Source organism: Pedomonas sp. (genome assembly GCF_036515995.1).
In the GTDB taxonomy this organism is placed as follows: domain Bacteria; phylum Pseudomonadota; class Alphaproteobacteria; order Sphingomonadales; family Sphingomonadaceae; genus Pedomonas.
On the sequence record NZ_DATBUP010000202.1, the window covers coordinates 1 to 2,810 of the forward strand.

General features: G+C 63.9%; 3 protein-coding genes and 1 pseudogene. All 4 read right to left on the reverse strand.

The features are described 5' to 3' along the window. A partial coding sequence (locus VIG90_RS14895) for a type III pantothenate kinase (RefSeq protein ID WP_331594310.1) occupies window positions 1-177 on the reverse strand: 177 nt, incomplete at its 3' end. Between the two features lie 5 nt (window positions 178-182). Further along, on the reverse strand, window positions 183-920 hold the full coding sequence (locus tag VIG90_RS14900) for a biotin--[acetyl-CoA-carboxylase] ligase (RefSeq protein ID WP_331594308.1): 738 nt from the start codon (window positions 918-920) through the stop codon (window positions 183-185). Next, the gene (gene nuoN / locus VIG90_RS14905; protein WP_331594309.1) at window positions 913-2,364 is read right to left on the reverse strand and encodes an NADH-quinone oxidoreductase subunit NuoN; all 1,452 of its coding nucleotides are present in this window, start codon (window positions 2,362-2,364) and stop codon (window positions 913-915) included. Before nuoN ends, VIG90_RS14900 begins: the two co-directional genes overlap by 8 nt. A 7-nt stretch (window positions 2,365-2,371) precedes the next feature. Then, window positions 2,372-2,810 (reverse strand): annotated as a pseudogene (locus VIG90_RS14910) (NADH-quinone oxidoreductase subunit M); the annotation flags it as partial.

Sequence of the window (2,810 nt, forward strand, 5' to 3'; positions counted from 1 at the left end):
CTTGATGGCGTGCCGATCGTAGCCCTCGATCGAGAACAACTGGTTGAGCCACACCATGTACTCGTCAGCAGTCCGGTGCGTCTGCGTCGAGATGCGCCAGCGGTGAAGGATCTCACGACGGCTGTCGATCACCGCAAAAACGGTGTTGGTGTTGCCTACGTCGATGGCGAGCAGCATGGCTTTCAAATCCCGAAAACGTCGCCGGAATGAATGGCTTTGACTACCCCGCTGTCAAGCTGCAACAGCAAGGCTCCGTCATCAGCAAGGTCGCAGAAGGTCCCGAACAGCGTCTCGTCCGGCAGGCGCACCTCGATCCGGCTGCCGAGCCCGATCGCACGGGAGAGCCAGGCCGTCCGCAGCGCGGCGAAGCCCCCTGCCCGCCCTCCGGCCGTCCATTCCCGCCGCCAGTGTTCGACCGCTGCCGCCAGCCGCTCGGCCACGACCATTGGCGGCGGAGGCGCAATTCCGGCGGCTTCAAGCGAGATCGCCGGGCGCTCCACATTGACGGGGTAGAAGACGAGATTGACGCCGATGCCAGCCGCGACCCATCGGTCCCCCGGCTGACCGCTGCCAGCGGATTCCAGCAGAATGCCCGAGACCTTGCGGCCATCAAGCAGCACGTCATTCGGCCATTTCAGCTTCAGCCGATCTGATGTCACCCACTGCGAGAGGGTGTCATAGAGCGCCAATGCGATCAGGAACGAGAGTTGGGAAACCGGACCTTCGCCGGGAGCCAGCCGCAGGAGGCCGGTGCAGAACAGATTGCCCTTGTTGCTCTGCCAGGGGCGGCCGCGCCGGCCGCGACCCGCCGTCTGTTCGTCTGCCACCACCCAGGTGCCGTCTGGCGCACCATTCTGCGCCAGACGGATCACCTCGTCATTGGTGGAATCAACCGCCGGGTAGTGAAGCAGCTCAGCCAACGAGCGACTTGGCGGCAATGCCCGCCGCCTGGAGCAGCGGCGCAATGTACACAAAGCTCACCGGCGAGCAGAGAATGGCGCTTGCCCCCAGAATGGAAGCCGTTGCCACATCGCCGTAGCGGGTGAACGGAGCCTTCGGCGCATCGAAGTAGATGATCTTCACGACACGCAGGTAGTAGTAGGCCGACACGACGCTGGTCAGGATGCCGAAGATGGCGAGCGTGTACAGCTCGGCATCAATCGCCGCCTGGAAGATGTACAGCTTGCCGAAGAAGCCCGCCAGAAGCGGAATACCGGCCAGCGAGAACATCAGGATGGCGAAGCAGGCCGCCAGACGCGGCTGCGTCTGCGACAGACCGGCCAGCTCGTAGATGTCCTCGATCTGCTCATCGCCCCGCTTCATCGACAGCACGCACAGGAACGAGCCGACGGTCATGAGCAGGTAGATCGCCAGATAGACCAGCACGCCCTGCACGCCTGCCTGCGTACCAGCCGCAAGACCGATCAGCGCATAGCCGACGTGGCCAATGGACGAGAAGGCCAGCAGGCGCTTGACGTTGGTCTGCACGATTGCAGCAACCGCACCGAGGATCATCGAACCGATGGAGATGATCACGATGATCTGCTGCCACTGTTCGGTCAGAGCCGGGAAGGCTTCCAGCATCACGCGGACGAACAGGCCCATGGCGGCGATCTTCGGCGCAGCGGCGAAGAACGCGGTGACCGGGGTCGGAGCGCCCTCATACACGTCCGGCGTCCACATGTGGAACGGAACGGCGGAAACCTTGAACGCCAGGCCGGAGATCACGAACACCAGGCCGAACAGCAGGCCAACATGCAGCGACTCCGCGCTGGTGCCAGCCAGGCCGGTGGCCAGGGCCTGGAAATTGGTGGTGGCGGCAAAGCCGTAAACCAGCGACACGCCGTACAGCAGCAGGCCCGACGCCAGCGAACCCAGCACGAAGTACTTGAGGCCCGCTTCCGACGACCGAGTGTTGCTGCGGTTGAAGGCAGCCAGCACGTAGAGGCTGAGCGATTGCAGTTCGAGGCCGACGTACAGCGACAGCAGATCGTTGGCCGAGAGCATCATCATCATGCCAAGCGTGGCAAGGGCGATGAGCACAGGATACTCGAACTTGGCAATCTTGTTCTGCTCAAGGAACGGCACCGCCAGAATGGCGGACGCTGCCGCGCCGATGAGAACGAGAACCTTCAGGAACGAACCGAAGCCGTCCACCACGAACAGGCCGTTGAAACCGACCGTGCGCTCCACCGGGCTCTGGAGAACCAGACCGATGGCAACGATGAACAGACCCACGCTGCCCCAGGTGAGCAGCTTGAGGCTCCGATCCCCCTGAAAAACGCCGATCATCAGCATTGCCATCGCGCCGAGCGCGACGAGCAATTCCGGTGCGGCAAGGGTCAGGCTGGCAGAAAGACTCATGGGTCCGTTACTCCGTCGGCTCGGCGGCGACAGCCTCGGCCTCGGCCGGGGCTGCGTCCGATGCGGCCTCGGTCTGGGCAGCCTCCGGCGCGGCCGCAGCCGCGCTCGGGGCGGCCGGCTGGGCCGGGACCGCAGTTTCAGTCTCAAGGGTGGTCTGGGCCAGCAGCTTCTCGACCGGCGCATGCAGCGGCTCGAGGAAGGTGTTGGGGTAAATGCCCATCCAGAACACGAGGGCCAGCAGCGGCGCGAAAATGGCGATCTCACGCGGGCTCAGGTCCAGAATGTTCTTCAGGCTGTCCTTGATCAGGTCTCCCAGCACCACCCGGCGATACAGCAGCAGCATGTAGGCCGCGCCAAGGATCACGCCCGTGGCGGTGATGAAGGCCACCAGCGTGTTTGCCTGATAGGCGCCCGTCATGATGAGGAATTCGCCAACGAAGCCGCCG

What these genes read in the sequence shown, in the direction of transcription:
- nuoN (WP_331594309.1), bottom strand. Translation starts at nt 2,364, where the DNA reads ATGAGTCTTTCTGCCAGCCTGACCCTTGCCGCACCGGAATTGCTCGTC.